The following is a 21116-nucleotide window of genomic DNA, read 5'->3' on the forward strand; positions in this document are numbered from 1 at the left end:
TGATTTGTCCGGATCTAGCGTCGAAGTCCAGTGACGCCGAACTGATAGGCACCCCATGTCCCGTTCCCGAAGTCTGTCGATCCTCACCGCTGTCGCCCTCACCTCCGGGGCGGCGCTCGCAGCCCCTGTCGTGGCGCGGGCCGACCCCATCCCGTCGCCCGACCATCCCGTCTCCCACGAGGAGAACGCGCGGGTGCCCGAGGGGGCGCTCTGGTCGGAGGAGTACTTCCCCTCCTCCGACGGCAGTGGCGTCGAGCTGCACGCCGACGTCCTGCGACCCGCGGGGCTGCCGTCCGGCGCCCGGACGCCGGTCATCCTGTCCGTCGGTCCGTACTTCGCGCACCGCGGCCAGACTGGCGACGACGGGTTCACCGGCACCGGACCGTCCGAGCGGTTCGACGACCTCATCCAGGGCGCCGACCTGATGAAGCGCGGCTACACGGTGGTCATGGTCGACCTGCGCGGCTTCGGGGGCTCGACCGGCTGCCTCGACTGGGTCGGTCCCGGCGAGCAGGCCGACGTCAAGGCCGCCGTGGAGTGGTCCGCGAGCCGGTCGTGGTCCACCGGCAAGGTCGGTCTCTACGGCAAGTCCTACGACGCCTCCACCGGCCTCGTCGGCGCCGACCTCGCTCCCACGGGGCTGAAGGCCGTGGTGGCCCAGGAGCCGGTGTGGGACATGTACAACTACCTCTTCAGCAACGGCGTCCGCCGGCCCAACTACGTCGGCACGCCCCAGGCATACAACTCCATCGCGAGCATCCAGGGGATGTCAGACGACTCCGCGAAGTACAAGACCAACGCTGCCTACGAGGTCGCCCACCCCGAGTGCCTGGCGAACAACCTCACCGACACGCAGAACCCTGATCCCAACTCGGCCTACTGGCGCGCCCGCGACCTCGCGGCCCAGGCCAAGGGATCGAAGGTGCCGCTGTTCGTGACCCAGGGCTTCATCGAACCCAACACCAAGCCCGAGGACATCGAGACCTACCTCGACAACCACGTCGGCGAGGAGCGCGGCTGGCTCGGCCAGTGGGAGCACGTGCGCGGCAACGAGACCGGCTCCGACGGCGTGCTGCGCATGGGCCGGGCCGGCTGGTTCGACGAGGTCGTGCGCTTCTACGACAAGCACCTCAAGGGCGTGCGCCCGGCGGTCGAGGACCCGGCATTCGTCATCGAGGACAGCACGGGGAAGTGGCGTGCGCAGTCCACGTGGCCTGCCGTCCGTCGCGACGTCGAGGTGCGCCTGCAGTCGGGCAGCTACGTCGACGACAAGGGCCGCACGCCGGCCCAGGCCCGCAGCCTCGCGCCGGACACCGGCAGGTGGGACATGGAGCACGCTCCGGAGCTGCCGCCTGGCGTCGGCACCGAGCGAGGCTACGGACCCAAGCCGCGCACGACGGACGACGGCAACGCGTACTACACGTGGTCCAAGCCGACCCCATCGGACGTGCGCGTCACGGGCACGCCTCGGGTCTCCCTGCGCACGAGCGGGCAGGGCAACGTCCTCGTCCGCCTCTGGGACGTCGCACCGGACGGCACCGCAGTCATGTTCGACGAGCAGATGTCGCTCGTGCGCAGCGGACAGGTGTCCTTCGACCTCAAGTCCACGGACTGGGTCCTGAAGCGCGGTCACCAGCTGGTCGTGGGCATCGGGACCGACACGACGCGATCCTGGGCCGACACCGCCTCGGGGCAGACGGTCACGGTGCGCGCCGCCTCCCTCGGGCTCGACCTGCAGAGCCCGCGCCGCGACGTGCCCACGCAGGGCGACCGGTCGCCCTACCTCGACCGGTACCTTCCGGCCTACACGAGCACGTGGACCACGCACGCACCCGGCAGCTTCCCGCTGACCGTGCCGCAGGGGCGGCACTGAGCGAGGCTCGAGCACGGTGCCCCGTCGCCCCGCAAGGGTGGCGGGGCGCCTGCGTCCCGAGTGGGCGGAGGCGGTATGCCGCACTCGCGCAGCATGTCGCCCGCGGCGTACGGGGTGGGTAAGCGTCTGGACATGGAGCCGATCCCGGAGACCCACGCAGCGCTCGAGGAGCTGGAGCGTTACGGCGACCTGCAGCTGCGCGAGGACCTCGAGCAGCTGGTGGGTCGCGCCAAGGAGCGCATCCCCGGCCTGCTCGGGGTGAGCCTGGGCATGCTGTCCCAGGGACTGATGTTGACATACGTGGCGAGCGACGTGGACGTGGCTGCGCTCGACGCCGTGCAGTACGTCGACGACGGTCCCTGCGAGGAGGCGGTCCGCACGGCGGAGGTCGTGCAGACCGACGCCAACGCCTTGCTGGACGAGGACCGGTGGCGGCTCTTCGCCCAGGCCACCGCCGCGGCCGGCATCGAGAGCACCCTGTCGCTGCCCATCCGTCACGGCGGGGTCGTCACCGGTGGCGTGAACCTCTACGGCACCACGGCGGACACGTTCGACGGCCACGTGGAGGAGCTCGCGAAGCTCTTCGGTGCGTGGGCGCCCGGGGCCGTGGCCAACGCGGACCTGTCGTTCGAGACGCGGCTCGAGGCGGTCCAGAGCCCCGGGCGGCTCAAGGCCCAGGCCCACGTCGACCAGGCGATCGGCCTGCTGGTCAGCGCGCGTGGCCTCGACCCGGACGCGGCGGAGGAGCGGCTGCGGTCTGCTGCCGCGCGCGCCGGCGTATCGATCTTCGTGCTCGCTCGAGCGCTCGTGGACGCCTTCGGTTGGGACAGCTGAGAGGCCCAGGACCCGCGCGGTCAAGCGGGTCCTGGGCCGAAAGGCCCCGCGAATCGTGGCTGCTGGTCTGTCGCTGACAGGGCGGCAGCCCTTCGTTGGTTAGCCTGCTGGAATGACCGACGCCGCCAGGACCGACCCTGCCACCGTGGCGGAGTCGCCCTCGGGCGACCCGCGTGCCGACCGCGTCGCGGCGGCCGTCCGCACCTGGCAGCGCACCCTCGTCGACCTCGGTGGCCGCAACACCCTGCTGTGGTACCGCGACCTGCCCTCCGGGACGCTCGACCTGACCACCGCCCACCCCGGTGGTGTCTCCATGCTGCTCGCCGGCCGCCGCACCCGCCTGTCCGACCTGGTCCGTGAGCCGGCTGCCTTCACGGAGGCCCGTCGTCGCGCCCGCGCCATCCGGTCCAAGGCGCTCGAGCTGCGCGAGGAGCGCGGCATCGCGGCCGGCTTCATCGCCATCGGCATGGCGACGTGGTCGGTGCCCCGCGCCGCGCGGCCGCCGGCCGCGCCGGTCCTGCTGCGCTCGTGCGTGCTGCGCCCGACCGGCGCCGCCCAGGAGGACTTCGAGATCGACCTCGGCCCGGACGTCGAGCTCAACCCGGTGCTGCGCGAGTACCTCCGCTCCGAGCAGGGCATCGAGGTCGACGCCGACGCGCTCGCCGACCTCGCCACCGCGGGCAACGGCTTCGACCCCTACCCCGTGTATGCCGCCCTGGGCCACGCGTGCGAGCGCGTGCCCGAGTTCGAGATCACCCCTCGTCTGGTCCTCGGCACCTTCTCCTACGCCAAGCTGCCGATGGTCGCCGACCTCGCCCTGCAGGGCGACACCCTCGCTGACCACGACGTCGTCGCCGCGCTCGCCGGCGACGGGTCGGCGCTCGCGGCGGTGCGGCTGCGGCTGCCCGAGAGCGAGCCGGACCCGGACCCTGAGCACGAGTACCTCGTCCTCGACGCCGACTCCTCCCAGCACGCGGCCATCGACGCCGTACGCGCGGGCGCCCACCTCGTGATCAAGGGACCTCCCGGCACGGGCAAGTCGCAGACGATCGTCAACCTCATCGCGGCCCTCGCCGCCGAGGGCAAGTCGGCCCTCTTCGTCGCCGAGAAGCGTGCCGCCATCGACGCCGTCCTCAGCCGGCTCGACCGGCTCGGCCTCGGAGACCTCGTGCTCGACGCGTACGACGGGCCGACGAACCGGCGGGCCACCGCGCAGCAGTTCGCCAGAAGCCTCGAAGCGGCCGTCGAGAACGACGCTGCCGACCTCGACCGCACCACGTCGACGCTGCGCGAGCGGCGCAGCCGACTGCAGAACCACGTGCGCGCGCTCCACGAGACGCGCGAGCCGTGGGGCGTCTCCGCGCACGAGGCGCAGGAGGCGCTCGTCGAGCTGGGCACGCGTACGCCGCCACCCACCTCGCACGTACGCCTCGGCAGCCGCGACCTCGCGGGCCTCAGCCGCGTGCGGGCCGTCGAGCTCGGCAGGCGGCTGCGCGACGCCGCGGGCCTCGGCGCCTGGACCCGGGAGGGCGACGACCCGTGGTTCGGCGCGCGCATCCTCACTGCCGACGACGCGTCCAAGGCCCTCGACATCACGACCCGTCACAGCACCAACGGCCTCGACGACGCTGCACGCCAGCTCAACCGCTTCCTCTCGGAGTCCCATGTGCCCGAAGCGAACACGCTCGAGGACTGGAAGTCCGCCTTCGAGACGATGCTCAGCGTCCGCGAGACGCTCGAGGTGTTCCGGCCCGAGGTGTTCGACATCCCGCTCAAGGAGCACATCGCCGCGACGGCCACCCGCGACTGGCGAGACGCGCGCGACGTCGACATGGGCTGGCTGGCTCGCTGGAAGATCCGTCAGCAGACGAAGCGCCTGCTGCGGCCCGGGCGCCCGCCGGCGAACCTCCACGAGGAGCTCGTGTCGGCGAGCGAGCAGCGGGAGCACTGGTTCCAGCTCGTCGGTGGCGGTGGCCGTCCGGAGATCTCCCCGCGCCTCGACGAGGGCCTGGCCCTGCTCGCCGGGCTGACGGCGGACCTCGAGTGGCTCGACGAGCGGCTGGCGGTCGGCCCCGACGGGCACACGCTCACGTCGCTGCCGCTGCGAGACCTCCGCGAACGGCTCGCCGACCTCGCACGCCGCCCCGACCGGATCGCGGTGCTGCCGCAGGTCACGACGGCGCTGGACGATGTCCGTGCGGCCGGGCTCGGCGCCGTCGTCGACGACCTCGCCAAGCGCGGCGTCCCGACCGAGCAGGTCACGGCCGAGGTGGAGCACGTGTGGTGGGCCTCGCTGGCCCAGGAGATCACGGTGCGCGACCCGGCATACGGAGCGCATGACGGCGCGGGGCTGCGCCGTGACGTCGCGGAGTTCGCCGAGGCCGACCGCGCCCACCAGGCCGCCACGGTGGAGCGCGTGCGCGGCGCGGTTGCGCGCCACGTGCGCGAGGTGCTCGCCGACAACCCGGCCCACGAGGCGCTGGTGCGGGCCGAGGCCGGCAAGGCACGGCGCCACCGGTCGCTGCGCGACCTCATGCCCCAGGCGGGATCGACGCTCACGGCGATCAAGCCGTGCTGGGCGATGAGCCCGCTCGTCGTCGCCTCCACGCTGCCCCCGGGCCGCTGGTTCGACGTCGTCATCTTCGACGAGGCCTCACAGGTGCAGCCCGCGCAGGCCATCTCGGCCATCGCCCGCGCGCGCCAGGTCGTCGTGGCCGGCGACGAGCGGCAGCTGCCGCCGACCAACTTCTTCACCGTCGTGTCCGACGACGAGGCCGACGCCCCCGGCTCCGAGGACGAGATCCTGACCGAGGGGTTCGAGTCCGTCCTCGACGTGCTCGCGGCCGCGCTGCCCACGCGCAACCTCAGCTGGCACTACCGCAGCCGCGACGAGCGCCTCATCGCCTTCGCCAACGAGGCGATGTACGACGGCAGGCTGACGACCTTCCCCGGCACGTCCATCGAGTCGGCCGTGCGGTTCGAGCCCGTCGAGGGCGTGGCCGAGGTGCAGCAGGGGGTCGACGCCATCGAGACGACCGACGGAGAGGTGGCCCGAGTCGTCGAGCTGGTCCTCGAGCACGCCCGTACCCGGCCGGCGGAGTCGCTCGGTGTCATCGCGCTCGGCATCCGGCACGCCGACCGGCTCGACGACGCGATCACCGAGGCGCTGCGCACCAACCCCGACGTCGCCGCCTTCTTCGACGACACGCGCGACGAGCGCTTCTTCGTCAAGAACCTCGAGCGGGTCCAGGGCGACGAGCGCGACGCGATCATCCTGTCCATCGGCTACGGCAAGACCCCGCACGGGCGCGTCCTGCACCGCTTCGGGCCGCTCAACATGGAGGGCGGCGAGCGCCGCCTCAACGTCGCCATCACCCGGGCCCGCGGGCGGATGACGATCGTGTCGGCCCTGCGTGCGGTGGACCTCGACCCGAACCGGCTCAAGGCCCGCGGAGCCCTCATGCTGCGCGACTTCCTCGCCTACGCCGAGAGCCGCGGCAACGCCGGGGAGGAGGACACGCTGTTCGCCGCCGCCACGCTGACGCACGACCCGCTGCGCCACGACCTCGCCGAACGGCTGCGCCGCCAGGGGCTCACGGTGCACGAGGACTACGGCACTGCCGACCACCGCGTCGACATCGCGGTCGAGGACCCCTACCACCGGGGCCGCGCCCTGATCGCCGTCGAGACCGACGGCGAAAGGTATGCCGCCCTGCGCAGCACCCGCGACCGTGACCGCCTGCGACCCGAGCAGCTGGCACGGCTAGGCTGGGTCCACGAGCGGGTCTGGAGCACCGACGTGTTCCGTGACCCGGCTCGCGAGATCGCCCGCATCGTGACGCTGGCGCGCACGGCATCCCCTCCGGCGTCTGCACAGCAACCGTCGGCCACCCAGTCGGCCAACGGGTCCAGCACCGGCTCGGGCACCGGCTCAGGCGACCAGCTCGGCGACCCAGCCGACGGCGGCGGCGGTGCACTGGTGGAGGGCCCGGACGGCGAGGGGCTCGCCGAGCCGACGGCCGTGGAGAGCCCGAACGGCGACTCCGAGTCCGGCGGCCCTGCGGCCAAGCCGGCTCGGGCGCCCAAGCGCAAGCGCCGCCGGGTGTTCCGGAAGGGCACGGGAGCCGCCGAGAACGCCGACGACACGGACTCGCGTGAGCCCGCCACCTCGCTCGCGCACAGCAGCGACGAGCTCGACCTCGGCTGGGGCGAGCGACCCGCGGGCTCAGGAGTCGGCGACCGGTGGCTCGAGGAGCAGCGCCCGCCGCACTACGAGTGAGGGTGGCCGCATCCCGCCGCGGAATGCGGTGGTCCGGGGCGGCGTTGTGGGGCGCATGAACACGATGACACCGTTCCCGCTGCGCCTGTCCTGGGCCCAGGGTCTCGTCGAGCGCGGTGACCACGGGGCTGCCGCAGTGGCCCTGGCCGAGCTCGTCGAGGAGGCGGAGTCGGCCCGCGCTCGCCCGGCCGACCTGGCCACGAGCGGTGACGCTCCCGGTGACGAGGCCGTGCTGCACTCCGTGACCGAGCTGCGCCTGCTCCTGGCCCGTGCCTACTTCCAGTCGGCCCAGCTCGGTCGAGCGGAGGCCACGCTGCTGCGCGTCATCGACGACGCGCCGACCGACGCGTACGCCCACCTGCTGCTGGGTCGCACCCTGCAGCGTGCCGGCCGGCACGCCGAGGCGGCGCGTCCGCTCGCGCTGGCCGAGGTCCTCGGCGGCTACGAGAGGCCCAAGGCGTACGGCGCCACGAGGTTGAGCGAGCCCACGTCGGCCTAGCACCTTCGATTGTGGAAGTGCCCACTCGACTCAAGGAGTCGAGTGGGCACTTCGCTGCGCCGTGCGGCTTCCAGCAGGTCAGCGCACCCGGAGGGCGTCGCGGATCTCGGTCAGGAGGATGACCTCCTCCGAGGGCGCCTCGGGCTCCGGCTCGACGCCCCGCTTGCGTCGTGCGGCGACGGCGTTCATGGGCACGACGACCATGAAGTAGACGGCGGCCGCCACGATCAGGAAGCTGATCAGCGCCGTGATGAAGGCGCCGATCGCCACGCCGCCCGGGGTGTACTTCGAGAAGTCGGGCTGGCCGCCGAGCTTGCCGATGAGGTCCATGATCACCGTGACGAACGCGTTGATGACGCTCGTGAACGCGGTGCCGATGACGACGGCGACGGCGAGGTCGACGACGTTGCCCCGCATGAGGAAGTCCTTGAAACCCTTGAGCATGAGCGTCCTTTCGCTCCCCTGAAGGGGCTGTCGATGCTTCGGTGGAGGGCGGAGGGTGGTCGACCGCCTGGAGGTCGTGCAAGGTGGCTACCGGAAGGGCTGCCCGGGCGGTTTCGCGTGGCCCGGGTCGGCTGCCGTGACGAGTCTGCAGTGAGGAGCAGCACCGGCGCGTCCGAGACTACTGCTGGGGCCCGGCTCCCGCTCGGTGCCGGACCGCCACGACGAGGCTCTGGCCCGCTTGGAGGGCGCTGAGCGCCTTGGCGACCTCGGTGGCCTGTCCGGGATCGAGGGCCAGGGTGATGCGGGCCGGGGCGCCGGAGCCCAGGCCCTGCGAGTCCTGCGCGTCGCGCACCGTGAGCACGACGACGTCGGCCGCCGCGCGGGCCCCGGTGCCCGTGGCGTAGAGGTCGACGTGGTTGCCCGGCCGCACGCCGACGGAGGCGGCGTCGAGGACGGGCACGCTGACGGCCACCCGGTCGTCGGGCTGGCCGGTCAGCAGGTCGTCACCGACGAGCCGGCCGGGGGTGAGCACCTCGTTCGCCGCGAGCGGGGCGACGGCGACGCGGCCCACCACGGCCTCCGGCGAGGACAGCGCCGCGAGCGGCCGCTGGCCACGCGGCCGAGCTGACACCGTGACGTCATCCGCGGCGACCGGCTCACCGGCTGCGACGTCGCGGGCCATCACGACCGTGGGAACACCGGCGCCGCCGGCCGGCGTGGGCCGCATTGCTCCGACCGTGACGAGGACCGCCAGGGCTGCGAGCCCGGCGGAGGCCCATCGGCGCCACCGGCTGCGCCGCGCGTGGCGACGACGCGGACCGTCCGGCCACCGTGCCGAACGGCGTCGGGCCGGCCGCCAAGGACCCCGCGCCCCCGAGGCGGACATCAGGGGAGGGGGAAGGGCAGCTCGATGCCGTCGAGGCTGCGTCGGCACGGACAGGTGGCCGTCTCGTCGGGCTCGTGCGCGGGCATCTGCCCGATGGCATCACGCAGGATCGCGCTCAAATGCTCGACGTTGGTGGCGAAGACCCGCAGCACCTCCTCGTGGCTGACGGCCTCGCCACCCTCGATGCCGGCGTCGTGGTCGGTCACCATCGCGATCGTCGTGAAGCACATCGCCAGCTCGCGGGCGAGCGCGGCCTCGGGCATGGTCGTCATGCCGACGATGCCGAAGCCGGCCTGCTGGTGCGTGACGGACTCGGCGCGTGAGGAGAAACGGGGCCCGTTGACGACCACGAGCGTGCCGTCCGCGACGACCGGCAACGGGGAGAGGCGCGCGGCGTCGATCGCGACCGACCGGCCGTTGGGGCAGTACGGCTCGGCGAACCCGACGTGGACGACCGGACCCTCCGTCTCGTAGATCGTGTGCGCCCGCCCCCACGTCCGGTCCACGATCTGGTCGGGCACGACGATCGTGCCCGGTCCGTGCTCGGGCCGGAGCGACCCCACGGCACAGGGCGACAGGATCTGGCGCACGCCGACGGCCCGGAGCGCCCACAGGTTGGCGCGGTAGTTGACGCGGTGCGGGGCGAAGCGGTGCCCCTTGCCGTGCCGGGCGACGAAGGCGACGCTGCGTCCCTCCACCTCACCGACGACGAGCGGGTCGCTCGGGCGACCGAAGGGGGTGTCGACCTCGACCGTCTCGTAGTCGTCGAGGAACTCGTAGAGGCCGGACCCGCCGATGACGCCGATCTCCGCGCGGGAGCCGGTGGCCCGCTCGTCGGCACCGGCGGAGGCGGGCGTGGTCGTCTGCGCACTGGTCATGGGGCGAGCCTAGGGCGGGCGCCTGCCCGGGCTGACGGCATACGCCCTCGGGTGGGGACAAGGTCCCCGAGGCTCAGGGGGCTGTGGACGAGCCGCCGGACGAACCTGACGAACCGGACGAGCTCGACGAACCGGACGCCGACGAGCTCGAGGACGTCGACGAGCTCGAGGACGTCGACGAGCCGGAGGAGTCCGAGGACGACCCGCCGTCCTTCTTCGCGCCGCCGTCGCCGGAGGGCGACGACGAGTCAGCGGCCGGCTTGGAGCCGTTCTTGCCGGAGGGTCGCGAGTCGGTCTTGTAGAAGCCTGAGCCCTTGAACGCGATGCCCACGGGGTGGATCACCTTGCGCAGCCGCGTCTCGCCGCACTCCGGGCACACCGTCAGGGCGTCGTCGGTGAACGACTGGCGGATGTCGAAGGCGTGACCGCAGTTCTGGCACGCGTAGGAGTAGGTGGGCACAGGCAGGACCTCGAGGCGTCGAAGGGAAAAGGGCCGAGGGCCAGTCTACGACCAGCCCGCGAGGCGCCCGCCGCGGCTGATCTCACGGATGCGCCGCTCGGTGCGCTGCCTGACCTTCGAGGTGGTGACGACGAGCAGACGGTCGCCGTGCCTGATCGTCGTGTGCGGCTCGGGGACGAAGCCTTCGCCCCCGCGCACGACCAGGGTCACGTTGGCGCCCTTGGGCAGGCGCAGCTCGAAGACCGCGACGCCGTGCAGGCGCGACTCGGCGCCGACGGTCACCTGGATGACGTCGGCACTGATCTCCAGGAGCGAGGTGGACTCGAGGTCGACGTCGACGGAGTGGACCTGCTCGGTGAGCCCGAGCCGCTTGGCCACCCAGGGCAGCGTGGGGCCCTGGACGACCGTGAAGACGACCACCAGCATGAAGACGAGGTCGAAGATCCACTCCGTGTTCGGCGTCCCGGTCACGAGGGGCACGGTCGCCAGCACGACCGGAACGGCTCCCCGCAGGCCCGCCCACGACAGGAACGCCTGCTCGCGCCAGGGCACGCGGAACCACGACACCGACGCCACGACCGACAGGGGTCGGGCCACGAGGAGCAGGACCAGCCCGATGACGAGGGCCTTGCCGAACATCTCGTCGAGTCGCCGTGGGTCGGCGAGCAGGCCGAGCAGCACGAAGAGGCCGATCTGGGCGATCCAGCCGAGCGCGTTTCCGAAGCTCTGGAAGGCGACCCGGTTGGGCAGGCCCATGTTGCCGAGCACGAGCGCGGCCAGGTAGGTGGCGAGGAAGCCGGAGACGTGCACGGCCGCGCCCACGGCATACGCGAGCACGGTGAGCGCGACGACACCGATGGAGAACAGCGCAGACGACGTCCCGGCCACGCGGCGCAGCAGTTGGCCGCCGAGCCAGCCCACGGCCACTCCGACGAGCGCCCCGCCGGCGAGCTCGACGGCGGCCTCGAGGAGCAGGACCCACCACGGCTGAGCGGTGCCGCCCGGCAGGCCCTGGGCGGCGAACGCCACGACGAGGATGACGACGGGCGCGTCGTTGAACCCCGACTCGGCCTCGAGCATGCCGGAGATGCGGCGGGGGAGCGCGACGTTGCGCAGCACGGCGAACACGGCCGCGGCGTCGGTCGACGAGACGATCGCCCCGATGAGCAGCGAGATCGTCCACGACAGCGGCAGGAACGCGTGTGCCGCGACGGCGACGACGAGCACGGAGACGACCACACCCAACGTCGACAGCACTGCCGCAGGGGCGACGGAGCTCTTGATGTTGGTCCACGAGGTCGTCAGGCCGCCCTCGGCCAGGATGAGCACGAGCGCGGCGTAGCCGAGCACCCGGGTGACCGAGGCGTCGTCGAACTGGATGCCGGCGCCGGCGTTGCCGAGGGCCAGGCCGATGCCGAGGTAGATGAGCAGTGACGGCAGGCCCGACCGGACGGAGAGGCGGACGGCGGCCACTGCCACGAGCAGGACGAGCGAGCCGACCAGGAGCACACGCGTCAGGTCGTCGAGGTCCATGGTCGACGACGTGATGGCCGGGTGTGCGATCAGAAGGCGGCTCCTCGGGTGTGCGCCAATCCAACCATCCCGGCACACATCGGCGGCCGCCGGTTCGCCCGCGCGAGGCCTGCGCGAGGCCTGCGCGAGGCCTGCACGCCCCCGGAGACCGGCCGCGCCGGCGCTTCCCCACGGTTCGACAACGATTGGTGCACCGCCCCGCGGGGCGCGGTCGGCGCCCTCGGCGCGGGGCCTAGGCTCGTCGCGTGTCACGGTTGAAGCGCGCCCGTCGGATCGTCCTGCTCGTCGCCGTCCTCCTCGTCATGGCGGTGGTCGGTGTCGGGATCCTGGCGATCGGCGTGGTCCGGCAGTCCTTCCCCGAGACCACGGGGAAGCTCTCGATGGAGGGCCTCACGAGCTCGGTCGGCGTGAGCCGCGACGCGCGTGGCATCCCGACCATCTACGCCGACAACGCCAAGGACCTCTTCCAGGCGCAGGGCTTCGTCAGCGCCCAGGACCGCTTCTTCGAGATGGACCTGCGCCGCCACGTCACGGCCGGCCGGCTCTCGGAGCTCGTGGGCAGCGCGGGCATCGAGAGCGACAAGGTCATCCGCACCATGGGCTGGCGCCGGGTCGCGGAGGAGGAGCTGCCCAAGCTGGCTCCCGAGACGCGGCAGTACCTCCAGGCGTACGCCGACGGTGTCAACGCGTACATCAAGCGGGCGGAGTCGCCCGAGAAGATGTCGCTCGAGTACTCCGTGCTCCTGCGGCGCAACCCCGGCTACCGGGTCGAGCCCTGGACGCCGGTCGACTCGCTCGCGTGGCTCAAGGCCATGGCCTGGGACCTGCGCGGCGACTACGACGACGAGCTCGCCCGCGCCCGCCTCTCCCGCACGACGCGGTCGCTCAAGCAGGTCAACCTGCTCTACCCGCCCTACCCGGTCGACCGCAACCAGCCGATCCTCTCCGAGCAGGACTGGCAGCCTGCGGCGAGCGCCGGCGACCAGGCGGCCAGCGCCCAGCCCGCCGCCCTGACCGCCCTGCGGTCGACCAGCGGCACCGCCGCCGTCGACTCGGCGATCCGGTCGGTGGACGCGGTGCCCTCCACGCTCGGCCGCGGGGACGGCATCGGCTCGAACTCCTGGGTGGTCTCGGGGTCGCACACGACGACCGGCAAGCCGCTGCTGGCCAACGACCCGCACCTGGGACTGTCGATCCCCGGCATCTGGCAGCAGGTCAACCTCCAGTGCCGCACGGTCAGCGCGGCCTGCCCGTTCCGGGTCTCCGGCTTCACCTTCTCGGGCCTGCCCGGCGTGGTCATCGGCCACAACGGCACGATCGCCTGGGGCATGACCAACCTCGGCCCGGACGTCACCGACTTCTACCTCGAGCAGGTCTCCGGGGAGAAGTACCTCCGCGACGGCCGCAACCTCCCGCTCGAGACACGCCACGAGGTCATCAAGGTGGCCGGTGCCGCCGACGTGCCGCTCACGGTCCGGTCCACCGCGCACGGGCCGATCCTCTCGGACGTCCTGCCGGCCGTCGACGCGGCAGGCGACCGCAGCGTCGTGCGCGGCGCACCGCAGTCCAACCGGTATGCCGTGTCGCTGGCCTGGACCGCCCTCGCCCCCGGCTCCACGGCCGACGCCGTCTTCGCGCTCAACCGGGCCTCGAACTGGACCGAGTTCCGCAAGGCGGCCTCGCTCTTCTCGGTTCCCTCGCAGAACCTCGTCTACGCCGACACGGCCGGCCACATCGGCTACCAGGCGCCCGGCCGCATCCCGGTCCGGCGCTCGGCGACGCCCGGCTCGCCCCCCGGCTTCTGGCCGTCGCCCGGCTGGGACTCGCAGTGGGACTGGAAGGGCTACGTCCCGTTCGACCAGCTGCCCAGCACCTTCGACCCGCCGGAGGGCTTCCTCGTCACCGCCAACCAGGCGGTCACCGCGAGCCCCACGCCGTTCCTCACGTCCGAGTGGGACTACGGCTTCCGTGCCCAGCGCATCCGCACGCTGCTCGCCGCCACCCCCAAGGTGTCGCCCGAGCTGATGTCGCAGATCCAGGGCGACACGCGCAACACCTACGCGCCCGCCCTGGTCGAGCGGCTCCTCGCCGTGCAGGTCGACGACTTCACGGCCCAGGCGCAGCGCCTGCTGCGCGACTGGGACGGCAACCAGCCCAGCGACAAGTCCCGCGACTCGGCGGCGGCGGCGTACTACAACGCCGTGTGGAAGCACCTGCTCGAGTACACCTTCGACGAGCTGCCGCCCGACATCGCCCCCGACGGCGGGAGCCGGTGGATGGTCGTCATGGAGCAGCTGCTCAAGGACCCGAAGAACGACTGGTGGGACGACAAGACGACGCCCGGCGTCACCGAGGGCTCCGGCGAGATCCTCAAGCGTGCCCTCGTGGAGGCGCGCCTCGACCTGGCCCGTGAGCTCGGCAAGGTGCCGGCCACGTGGCGCTGGGGCCGGCTGCACCAGCTCGACCTGAAGCATCAGGTGCTCGGTGGCGACGGCGTGCCCGGCGCCGTCCGGGACCTGTTCAACCGGGGCGGCATCGAGCTCGGCGGCGGCAACGCCATCGTCAACGCCAACTCCTGGAACGCCTCCGAGCCGGGCTACGGCGTCACCACGGGGCCCTCGATGCGGATGATCGTCGACCTGGGCAACCTCGACGCCTCCCGGTGGGTCAACTCCACCGGGCAGTCGGGGCACGCCTACGACGACCACTACGCCGACCAGGTGGACGCCTGGGTCGCCAACGAGACGTTCCCGTGGGCCTTCAGCGAGAAGGCGGTGCGCGAGGCGGGCAACGACGAGCTGACGCTGTCGCCGCCCTCCCCGGCCGCCGGCCCCTGACCCGGGGCCCCTCGGCCGGCCGGCGCTCGCCCGGGGGCGTATGCCGTCCGGTGCGCCCTCAGCGCAGCCTGACCACGCGCCCGGTCGTCGTCACGTAGCCGTCGACCGGCACGTCGTGCGGGTCGGCCGGCAGGTCGGTGGTGCTCTGCTCGCCCTCGTGGAGAAGGGTGACCACCGGGGCGCCGGGGTCGCGGTGCTGCAGGGCCCGGTCGTAGCAGCCGCCGCCCTGCCCCAGCCGGGTGCCGTGGGAGTCCACGGACAGGCCGGGCGTCACGACGAGGTCGCAGGTCGCGATGGCGTCGGTGCCCAGCCAGTCCCGCCGCTCGTCCACACCGACGCTGCGGCCGCCCCGCCCGGGGCGGCGCACGGTGGCCTCGTCGGCGGCGGCGCCGCGGACGGCATACCTCCACTCGAGCGAGAAGTCGTCGAGCACGACGGGCACGATGACCTCGTGGCCCGCCTCGAGCAGGGCCTCGACGAGGCGGCCGGTCGGCGGCTCGTCCGGCAGCGACTCGTAGACGGCCACCCGGCCGGGGTCGGGCACGAAGCCGAGCACGGCCTCGGCGATGGCCTGCGCGGCGGCCTCCCGCCCGTCCGCGTCCGTCTGCGCGGCCAGCGCGCGCCGGCGGGCCCGTGCGGCGTGACGGAGGTCATGCTTGGGGGCGGCACTCATCGCGGACGGAACCGACGGACCGGCAGGATGCGCACGCCGCCCATCGTAAGGTGAGGCCCATGAGTGACCAGGGGCTACGCGCGTCCGTCGAGCTGATGCGTGAACGGGGACTGGGCCCCGAGGCGATCCGTGTCTTCGAGCACTACTTCCACCAGCTGCAGGCGGGAGCCCTCGGCACGATCCCCGAGGACTCCATCGAGCCCCTCGGCGACATCCAGGCGCTGGGCGAGGTCCACGTCTCCGACGAGGAGGCGCGCGCCGCCCTCTCCAAGACGGCCGTCATCAAGCTCAACGGCGGGCTCGGCACCGGCATGGGCATGACGGGCGCCAAGTCCGCGCTCGAGGTCAAGGACGGCCTGACCTTCCTCGACATCATCGCGCTGCAGGTGCTCGCCCTCCGCGAGCGCTGGGGCGTCGAGCTGCCGCTCGTGCTGATGAACTCCTTCCGCACCTCGGAGGAGTCGCTCGCCATCCTCGAGAAGTACCCCGACCTCCCGGTCGAGGGGCTGCCGCTCGACTTCATCCAGAACGCCGAGCCGAAGCTGTGCCCCGACAGCCTGATGCCGGTGCGGTGGCCCCGGGACCCCGGGCTCGAGTGGTGCCCGCCCGGACACGGTGACATCTACGTCTCGCTCGTCACCTCCGGTGTGCTGGATGCGCTGCTGGAGAAGGGGATCCGCTACGCGTTCCTCTCCAACTCCGACAACCTCGGTGCCACGTGCGACCCTGACGTCGCCGCCTGGATGGTCGAGCACGGGCTGCCCTACGTCGCCGAGGTGTGCACCCGGACCAAGAGCGACCGCAAGGGCGGCCACCTCGCGGTGCGCAAGGCGGACGGCCGCATCGTGCTGCGCGACACGGCCATGGTGGCCGAGGGGGAGGAGCGCTTCTTCCGCGACATCAAGCGCCACAACACCTTCAACGCCAACAACGTGTGGGTCGACCTCGAGGTCCTGCGCGAGCGCATGACGCAGAAGGAGGGCGTGCTCGGGCTCCCGATCATCGTCAACCGCAAGAACGTCGACCCGGCCGACCCGAGCTCGCCCGAGGTCATCCAGATCGAGTCGGCGATGGGCACCGCCATCGAGGTCTTCGAGGGCTCCGAGGCGATCCTCGTGCCGCGCACCCGCTTCCGGCCGGTCAAGACGACGAACGACCTGCTCGTGATCCGGTCCGACTTCTTCTCCCTCGACGAGAGCTACCACGTCGTCGCCGCGGTCGAGGGCCCCGAGCCCTTCGTCGACCTCGACTCGGCCTACCGCTTCGTGTCCGGGTTCGAGAAGCGCTTTCCCAAGGGCGTGCCGTCGATGCGTGACTGCACGAGCCTGCGCGTCATCGGCGACCCCGTCTTCGGCCGCAACATCCGCTGCGTCGGTGACGTGCTCATCGACGGCTACCGGCGTGTCCTCGACGACGCGGTGCTCGGTGAGCTGCCCCCGGGCGCCGTGCCGCCCGTGTCGGCGCCCGGCGAGGTGCGCACCGTCGACGAGCACCTGAGGGCCATCCTGTCGACCCTCGAGCCGGCACCCACCCAGCGGACGCCGCTCACCGAGGCCCTCGGCCTCGTGGTGGCTCGTGACGTGCGCGCCGAGATCAACCTGCCGCACTTCGACAACGCGTCGATGGACGGGTATGCCGTCCGCGCCGAGTCGCTCGCCGGCGCCGCCGAGGCCCCGCTGCGGCTGCGGATCGTCGGCGAGGTCGCCGCGGGGCAGCAGCCGCCGTTCTCGGTCGGCCCGGGGGAGGCGGCCCGCATCATGACGGGAGCACCCATCCCCGAGGGCGCCGACGCCGTCATCGCCGTCGAGGACACGGACGGCGCCGCGTCCGGGGAGGTGGAGTGCCGCACCGCCGTCCGGGCGGGCCGCTACGTCCGGCCACGCGGCGAGGACGTCACGTCCGGCTCCGTCGTGGTCGGTGCGGGCAGTGTCGTCGGCGCGCGGACCCTGGCCCTCCTCGCCGCCTGCGGGCACGCGGAGGTCGAGGTGCACCGCCGGCCGCACGTCGTCGTCATCTCGACCGGTGCCGAGCTCGTGGCCCCGGGAGAACCGTTGGGCCCCGGCCAGATCCACGACTCCAACTCCTCCATGCTCTGGGCGGCCGCAGTCGGCGCCGGGGCATCCGCCGAGGTGCGGGGAGTCGTCGGCGACTCCGAGGAGGAGCTCATCGCGGTGCTCGACGAGGTCGCAGCCGCTGCCGACGTCGTGATCACGAGCGGCGGCGTGTCGATGGGCGCGTACGACGTCGTGAAGGGAGCGCTGAGCGGCGAGGGGATCGACTTCGTCAAGGTCGCCATGCAGCCGGGCAAGCCGCAGGGCTACGGCCTGCTCACCGGCCCCGGCGGCCGGCAGGTGCCGCTCTTCGCCCTGCCCGGCAACCCGGTCTCGTCGTTCGTGTCGTTCGAGGTCTTCGTGCGCCCGGCCCTGCGCCGCCTGATGCGGCTGACCCCGGAGAAGCGCCGGCTGCGCCCCGCCACCCTCATCTCGGGCGTGGACTCGTTCGGCGGCCGGCGCCAGTTCGGCCGCGCGGTGGTCTCGCGGTCGGCCGAGGGCACGCTCGTGGCGGCGCCGGTCGCCGGCCAGGGCTCGCACTTCGTCGCCGACCTGTCGCGGGCCAATGCCCTGTTCGTCGTCCCCGAGGACGTGACCGAGCTGGTCGCCGGCGAGGTCGTGGACGTCCTGCTGCTCGACCCGGAGGCCTGATGGGCGACCCGACGGAGCCCGCCGACGTCAGGGAGCCGGCCCAGTCCGCGGAGCCGGCTCCCTCGCTGACCCACGTCCGCGCGGACGGCAGTGCGCACATGGTCGACGTATCGGCCAAGGCCGTCACCGCGCGAGAGGCGAGTGCCGCGGGGCGGGTGCTCCTCAGCCCACAGGCCGTGGCAGCCCTCAGGTCGGGTCAGGTGCCCAAGGGCGACGCGCTGGCCGTCGCGCGCATCGCCGGCATCCAGGCGGTCAAGCGCACGCCCGAGCTGATCCCGCTCGCACACCCCATCGCCGTGCACGGCGTGGAGGTGGAGGTCACGGTCGCCGACGACGGCGCCGACATCGCCGCCACCGTGCGCACCGCCGACCGCACCGGCATCGAGATGGAGGCGCTCACCGCCGTCTCCGTCGCCGCGCTCGCCCTCATCGACATGGTCAAGGCCGTCGACAAGCACGGCCGCATCACCGATGTCCGGGTCACCGCCAAGTCCGGCGGGCGGTCGGGGGACTGGCATGAGTGAGAGCATCGGCGCGGGGCGCCGCGCCGTCGTGGTGACCGTCTCGACCAGGGCCGCGGCAGGCGTGTACGCCGACCGGTCCGGCCCCGTCATCGTCGAGCGGCTCCGCGGGTGGGGCTTCCACGTCGGCTCGCCCGTCGTCGTCCCCGACGGCGACGAGTTCGGCATGGCGCTGCGCGAGGTGCTGGCCAGCGAGCCGGACCTCGTACTGACCACCGGGGGCACCGGCCTCACCCCGACCGACGTGACGCCGGAGCAGACCGCACCGCTGGTCGACCGACTCGTCCCCGGTGTGGCCGAGGCGATCCGCGCGGCCGGTGTGGCCAAGGGAGTGCCGACCGCGATGCTCTCCCGCGGGCTCGTCGGCCTGGCCGGCCGCACGCTGGTGGCCAACCTGCCCGGCTCGCGTGGTGGCGTCACGGACGCCCTCGACGTGCTCGAACCGGTCCTCGGCCACGCCCTCGACCAGGTCCCCGGGAGCGACCATCCGAGTGATGACACGGGTGACGACTCGAGCAGCAACTCGAGCGACGACTCGAGCGGCCGCTGACGTGACGGCATGAGGATGCCCTGGCGCCCCCACCGCGACGGGTCCGCCACGTGGCCACTCGTCCTGCGCGACGCCACGTCGGAGCCGGCGATCGTGCTGCGGCCGCTGCGCGTCCAGGACGAGTCGGAGTGGCAGCGCGTCCGCCGCGACAACGCCCACCACGTCCAGCCGTGGGAACCGACCCTGCCGCCGGGAGCGCCGGCCAGGGCGCCCGTGAGCTTCCGTCAGTTCGTCCGCGACCTGGACGCCGAGGCCAGGGCCGACCGGGCGCTGCCGTGGTGCATCGAGGTGGGCGGACGCATCGTCGGGCAGGTGCACCTCTTCGGCATCGTCCGTGCCGCCCAGCAGTCCGCGGCTGCGGGCTACTGGCTGGACGAGTCCATGACCGGGCAGGGCATCGCCACCCGGGCGGTGGCGCTCGCCGTGGACCACGCGCTCGGGCACGGAGGGCTCCACCGGGTCGAGGTCAACATCCGCCTGGACAACCTTCCCTCCCTCCGGGTCGCCGAGCGGCTCGGCCTGCGCGACGAGGGAGTCCGACGCCGCTTCCTGCACATCGACGGGCAGTGGCGCGACCACCGGTCCTTCGCCGTGACGGTCGAGGACCTCGCCGGTTCGAGCCTCACGGCACGTCTGTCACAGCTGTAACAGCAGCCTCTTGCGCGACACACCGTGAATGTGCGAGGCCGCCGCGCGGCGGCGTCCTACCGTGGGTCTCGTGCCCGTCAGCAGCCTTGTCTTCGTCGTCATCGTGGCGATCTGGGCCGCGTATCTCATCCAGCACTGGGCGCGCCGCCGAGAGGATGCGGCCGCCACGCGCTCCATGGAGGGCTTCTCCGAGGCGATGCGTGTGCTCGAGAAGCGGCCGGCCCTGCCGACCACGCAGCTCAGCACGCCGCGTCCCCACTCGTATGCCGTCAAGCCCGCGAGCGGCGCGCGTCCCACGGTGGACGTGAAGCGAGCGGTGCCGGCCGGCGCGTCGCGCCGCAGCTCGCCCCTGGTCGCGCGGCGGGCGCTCGTGCACGTGGAGCACGACCTGGCCCGACACGACATCGCCCCCTACGCCGAGGTGGACCGCATGCCCCAGACCGCACGCTCGACCAACGGCCGTGCGGGCACAGGACGCGCCGGCAGCGCGTCGGCCGCGTCAGCTCCGGCGCCGGTGCCCGTGGCCCAGCGTCGGCTGCGGGCGGCCCTGCTCGTCCTCGCGCTCCTGTGGCTCCCGGTGTCGGTCGTGCTGACGCTCACCCACGTGCTCATGTGGGTGTCGGTGCCCTTCGCCGTCCTGACGGTCGCCGCCGTCCTCGTCTGGCTGCGGGCCGAGGCGAAGGCCGACCGGCTGCGCTCGACGTCCGGGGCCGACACGCAGTCCTACTCCGAGTCGTACTCCGAGTCCTACGCGCAGGACGAGGCACCCCGCCGGCGTCGCCGTCAGGGCCGTGGCCGTCGCGACGACAGCGTCCTCGTGCCCGTCCTGTCCAGCGAGGACACCCAGGTGATCCGCAGCACCGTCGTCGCCGTCGAGGCTGAGACGGTGTCGGTCTCCCACGGCTCACGCCACGCCGCTGCGGCGCAGCACGCCGCGCACCAGGCCGCCGCACGCGCCGAGAAGGGGGTCTTCGACGTCCAGGCTCACGTCACCCGGGGCGTCCCGGTGGCAGCTCCCACGCCTGCCGCTGCGCCTGCTCCGGAGCCTGCTCCTGGCTCGGTGCCTGCCCCGGCCGCCCAGCAGCTGCCCGAGGGCAGCTGGAGCCCGGTGCCCGTGCCGCGCCCGACCTACGCGCTCAAGGCCAAGGCCGAGCCGCGCTGGACCGACAGCGGCATCCCGGCTGACGTCTTCGACACCCCGGAGTTCGCGGAGGAGGCCGACGAGCTCGACGACCGCGCGCTCTTCGCCCGCCGCGCCGTCTCCCAGTAGGAGCGGGAGCGGCGCCCGGGCGAGCCTGCCGTGCGGCAGCTCGCCCATCGGAAGCTGCTCCCGGAAACGGAGCAGTGTCCGAGCCGCCGCCCGGTCTGTACGGCAGCCCCGCCCATCGGATAGTGCTCCCCGAAGCGGAGCAGTGTCCAAGGCGGAGACCACCCTCCCCGCCGTAGCAGCCAGCCCAGAGGCTCCCGGCCACCGCGGCGACGCGCGCACGCAGGATGAC

Annotated in this window: 16 protein-coding genes; 10 read left to right on the forward strand and 6 right to left on the reverse strand. The window is 72.8% G+C overall.

The window, feature by feature from the left end; all coding sequences use genetic code 11:
* Positions 1–55 precede the first annotated feature (55 nt).
* The 4 genes from ABD194_RS02955 to ABD194_RS02970 all read left to right on the forward strand — a co-directional run bounded on the left by ABD194_RS02955 (position 56) and on the right by ABD194_RS02970 (position 7485).
* Positions 56–1873 carry a CocE/NonD family hydrolase gene (locus ABD194_RS02955; RefSeq protein WP_343987254.1) on the forward strand — a complete coding sequence of 606 codons (1818 nt, stop codon included), beginning with the start codon at positions 56–58 and terminating at the stop codon, positions 1871–1873.
* Positions 1874–2005: 132 nt separating this feature from the next.
* Positions 2006–2707 (forward strand): GAF and ANTAR domain-containing protein, encoded by a 702-nt coding sequence (locus tag ABD194_RS02960; RefSeq protein ID WP_343987257.1) that lies wholly within the window; start codon positions 2006–2008, stop codon positions 2705–2707.
* 112 nt (positions 2708–2819) lie between these two features.
* Positions 2820–6986 carry an AAA domain-containing protein gene (locus ABD194_RS02965; RefSeq protein ID WP_343987260.1) on the forward strand — a complete coding sequence of 1389 codons (4167 nt, stop codon included), beginning with the start codon at positions 2820–2822 and terminating at the stop codon, positions 6984–6986.
* 55 nt (positions 6987–7041) lie between these two features.
* On the forward strand, positions 7042–7485 hold the full coding sequence (locus ABD194_RS02970; protein ID WP_343987263.1) for a tetratricopeptide repeat protein: 444 nt from the start codon (positions 7042–7044) through the stop codon (positions 7483–7485).
* Between the two features lie 78 nt (positions 7486–7563).
* On the opposite strand, the gene mscL is transcribed toward ABD194_RS02970, so the two are convergent.
* The 5 genes from mscL to ABD194_RS02995 all read right to left on the reverse strand — a co-directional run bounded on the left by mscL (position 7564) and on the right by ABD194_RS02995 (position 11686).
* A complete protein-coding gene (gene mscL, locus ABD194_RS02975) occupies positions 7564–7929 on the reverse strand; it encodes a large conductance mechanosensitive channel protein MscL (RefSeq protein WP_343987266.1) in 366 nt (121 codons plus the stop codon).
* Between the two features lie 178 nt (positions 7930–8107).
* Entirely contained in the window at positions 8108–8656 is a 549-nt protein-coding gene (locus ABD194_RS02980; RefSeq protein WP_343987269.1) for an SAF domain-containing protein, read from the reverse strand.
* Positions 8657–8814: 158 nt separating this feature from the next.
* Positions 8815–9693: an S-methyl-5'-thioadenosine phosphorylase gene (locus ABD194_RS02985; protein ID WP_343987272.1), complete on the reverse strand. Its 879-nt coding sequence runs from the start codon at positions 9691–9693 to the stop codon at positions 8815–8817.
* 73 nt (positions 9694–9766) lie between these two features.
* A complete protein-coding gene (locus tag ABD194_RS02990) occupies positions 9767–10153 on the reverse strand; it encodes an FmdB family zinc ribbon protein (RefSeq protein WP_343987275.1) in 387 nt (128 codons plus the stop codon).
* 45 nt (positions 10154–10198) lie between these two features.
* Positions 10199–11686, reverse strand: a complete 1488-nt coding sequence (locus ABD194_RS02995; protein WP_343987278.1) for a potassium/proton antiporter — start codon at positions 11684–11686, stop codon at positions 10199–10201.
* Positions 11687–11988: 302 nt separating this feature from the next.
* Between ABD194_RS02995 and ABD194_RS03000 the strand changes: the two genes are divergently transcribed.
* Positions 11989–14523: a penicillin acylase family protein gene (locus tag ABD194_RS03000; protein WP_343988202.1), complete on the forward strand. Its 2535-nt coding sequence runs from the start codon at positions 11989–11991 to the stop codon at positions 14521–14523.
* Between the two features lie 58 nt (positions 14524–14581).
* Here ABD194_RS03000 and ABD194_RS03005 read toward each other — a convergent pair whose 3' ends face one another.
* Complete coding sequence (locus tag ABD194_RS03005; RefSeq protein WP_343987281.1) at positions 14582–15196, reverse strand: 5-formyltetrahydrofolate cyclo-ligase; 615 nt, start codon at positions 15194–15196, stop codon at positions 14582–14584.
* Between the two features lie 59 nt (positions 15197–15255).
* On the opposite strand from ABD194_RS03005, the gene ABD194_RS03010 reads away from it, so the two are divergent.
* From ABD194_RS03010 to ABD194_RS03030, 5 genes are all read left to right on the forward strand, one after another.
* Entirely contained in the window at positions 15256–17898 is a 2643-nt protein-coding gene (locus ABD194_RS03010) for a UTP--glucose-1-phosphate uridylyltransferase (RefSeq protein WP_343987284.1), read from the forward strand.
* 98 nt (positions 17899–17996) lie between these two features.
* Entirely contained in the window at positions 17997–18422 is a 426-nt protein-coding gene (gene moaC / locus ABD194_RS03015) for a cyclic pyranopterin monophosphate synthase MoaC (RefSeq protein ID WP_425579943.1), read from the forward strand.
* Entirely contained in the window at positions 18415–18969 is a 555-nt protein-coding gene (locus ABD194_RS03020) for a MogA/MoaB family molybdenum cofactor biosynthesis protein (protein WP_343987292.1), read from the forward strand. The genes moaC and ABD194_RS03020 overlap by 8 nt, the downstream gene beginning before the upstream one ends.
* A 9-nt stretch (positions 18970–18978) precedes the next feature.
* On the forward strand, positions 18979–19617 hold the full coding sequence (locus tag ABD194_RS03025; protein WP_343987296.1) for a GNAT family N-acetyltransferase: 639 nt from the start codon (positions 18979–18981) through the stop codon (positions 19615–19617).
* Positions 19618–19687: 70 nt separating this feature from the next.
* The gene (locus tag ABD194_RS03030) at positions 19688–20887 is read left to right on the forward strand and encodes a hypothetical protein (protein WP_343987299.1); all 1200 of its coding nucleotides are present in this window, start codon (positions 19688–19690) and stop codon (positions 20885–20887) included.
* Positions 20888–21116: the final 229 nt, after the last annotated feature.

Source organism: Terrabacter terrae (genome assembly GCF_039529575.1).
Taxonomy (GTDB): Bacteria; Actinomycetota; Actinomycetes; order Actinomycetales; family Dermatophilaceae; genus Terrabacter; species Terrabacter terrae.